The organism is Cerasibacillus sp. (genome assembly GCF_036516575.1).
GTDB lineage: Bacteria > Bacillota > Bacilli > Bacillales > Amphibacillaceae > Cerasibacillus.
In genome coordinates this window covers 1-2,166 of record NZ_DATBTY010000008.1, presented here as the reverse complement: position 1 = coordinate 2,166, position 2,166 = coordinate 1, and the positions used below count along the sequence as shown (strand labels likewise).

Below are 2,166 nucleotides of genomic sequence, written 5' to 3'. Positions count from 1 at the left end.
TCTATTACAAGGAACGCATCAAGTGTACAATGCTGCACTCGCCATCGCGGGACTTGAACTGTTACAAATTCCACTAGAGCAAGAAAAAGTAGCACGAGCAATCGAAACGGCGACGTACGCCTATCGCTTTGAACAAGTGCGCGAACATGTCTGGTTGGACGGTGCACACAATCCAGCTGCCGCGAAAGCCCTCGTTCGAACAATCAGGGAGCAATTTGGAGAAGAGGCAAAAGTAGATATCGCATTCGGCATACTCGCGCGCAAAGACGTACAATCAGTCGTCACGATTTTAGAAGAAGTCGCAGCGAGTTTAACCTTCATTGAATTTGAACATGAAGAAGCACTTCAAAAAGAACAATTACAAACCATTGAGAGCGAGTGTACAATCTTTGTGAAAAAAGTAGACGAATTGAAAAAAATGATTAACTTACCAATCAGTCGTCCCCTTATTATTACAGGGTCACTTTATTTATTACAGTCGATGTAAATAACGTCGGCTGTTTTTTATTTTATTATATTTTTAAAACTAAATAAATGTAGTAAATATTTACTTGAACAAAAAAATATAATTAAATGAACAGGAATGTTTATAAAATGGTACAAAAAACTGAATCGAAACCATAAATTTACTTTTCTGAGCTGTATATACTTGTAAAAAGGGTATTTAATACTGTTGTTAATGTTAAGTGAAGTGGAAATTGGACATTGACATAGATAAAAAGTCATTATATAATGGCACGTGCGAACTAAAAGATTCGTTATTATCACGTATTAGAAAAAAGAAAAATAAGTATCTTATATGAAGGAGTGACAAAATTGTTTTTACGTAATAATAAAATATATTTTATTATGTTAACTTTGTTCGTTGTAATTTTTTTATGTAGGGCTTTAATGATGAATTTTGCAATCGCTAAGCAACCTACTTCGCTTATACAAATTACAGCTAAAACAGAAGAAGAAGTACGTCACTCGATACAAATACAAATTGCTGAATGGAAATCTAAACCATTTTACATTGAAGGACCACATACAAATATTCAAATTCCGATGGATTACTTTTATTTTGATGTAGATGCGACGGTTCACCAATTTATGACTGCCAATAAAAGAAAGTGGTATGAATTGTTTTCAGATCGATATTTCGGGTCAACTTCACTTGTTGTTGCGTTAGATGAGCGGATAGACGAATTGCTTGAACCCTATATTTACTTATCGAAAGAGAGCGTAAAAGAACAATTGGTTGAACATGCGAGCGTATTAAAAGAAAGTCCTCTCGTCATTGAAGAAAGTGAAGCGGCATTCCAAAGCATGAAGCGCGTGGCATTCGGTATGGAGGTTATTCCGAATGATGTCGTTCAATTGGGCGATTTAATCGATACTTTAGATGAATATACGTTTCATGAAGGAGAAGTGTTTTCTTTATTACAGTTTATCGAAAATGAACATGTAACAGCTGATGCTCATTCGTTGAGTTTTTTTGCGAGCGTTTTAAATGCAGCATCCTTGGAATCTAGCTTATCTGTTTTAGAGCGTCATGCGCAGTTGGAAGTGCCAAATTATGCACGTCCTGGAACGGATGTTCAGATTGATAAAATTACACCGAAAGATTTTAAAATATATAATGTGTCGAAACATCCAGTTGTTATGAAAATAAAACATTCAGATAATCGATTGATTGTAGCATTACACAGTTTCGATGAAGAAAATAAATATACTTTTAATTTGAAAGAAGAAACTGTTCCTTACAAAACAATTTATCGCTACTCTTCTCAATTAAAAGGAAAACAAGAGCGAGTTTTGAGGGACGGTTCATCAGGAGTTCATGTAACATTGTTTAAAATGCAACAGAACGGACCTTTCGAACAAGAAGAACGATTAGGCGAAACATTTTATGCGCCGATTAATAAAATCGTAGAAATCGCACCTGATCGTGAGGAAGCAGCAGAAATGGAACGAGAACAAGTAGAAGGAAATGAAGGAAAAGAATCACACGAAATTGATGTAGATGATGAAGGGCAACCGCTGGCACCGGAAGGCGAAAAACCGTTGACAGACAAGGCAGGTCGTCCCGTAGTTCAATAATAAAGGAGCGAACAAAAGTGAAGCCGAATGAAAGAAAAAAGTTAGGTGATTTGCTCGTTGAAGCGAAAATTATTTCTGAAGCGA

The 2,166-nt window shown here is 35.9% G+C and carries 2 protein-coding genes; both read left to right on the top strand.

The window, feature by feature from the left end:
* Positions 1 to 487: glutamate ligase domain-containing protein (locus VIG73_RS02290; RefSeq protein ID WP_414648358.1), on the top strand; the 487-nt coding region annotated here is incomplete at its 5' end.
* Positions 488 to 891: 404 nt separating this feature from the next.
* The gene (locus VIG73_RS02285; RefSeq protein WP_331638943.1) at positions 892 to 2,082 is read left to right on the top strand and encodes a G5 domain-containing protein; all 1,191 of its coding nucleotides are present in this window, start codon (positions 892 to 894) and stop codon (positions 2,080 to 2,082) included.
* The last annotated feature ends 84 nt before the right edge of the window (positions 2,083 to 2,166 follow it).

Excerpts from the sequence above, each read along its gene's own strand:
- VIG73_RS02285 (WP_331638943.1), top strand. The coding sequence starts at position 892 with ATGATGAATTTTGCAATCGCTAAGCAACCTACTTCGCTTATACAAATT.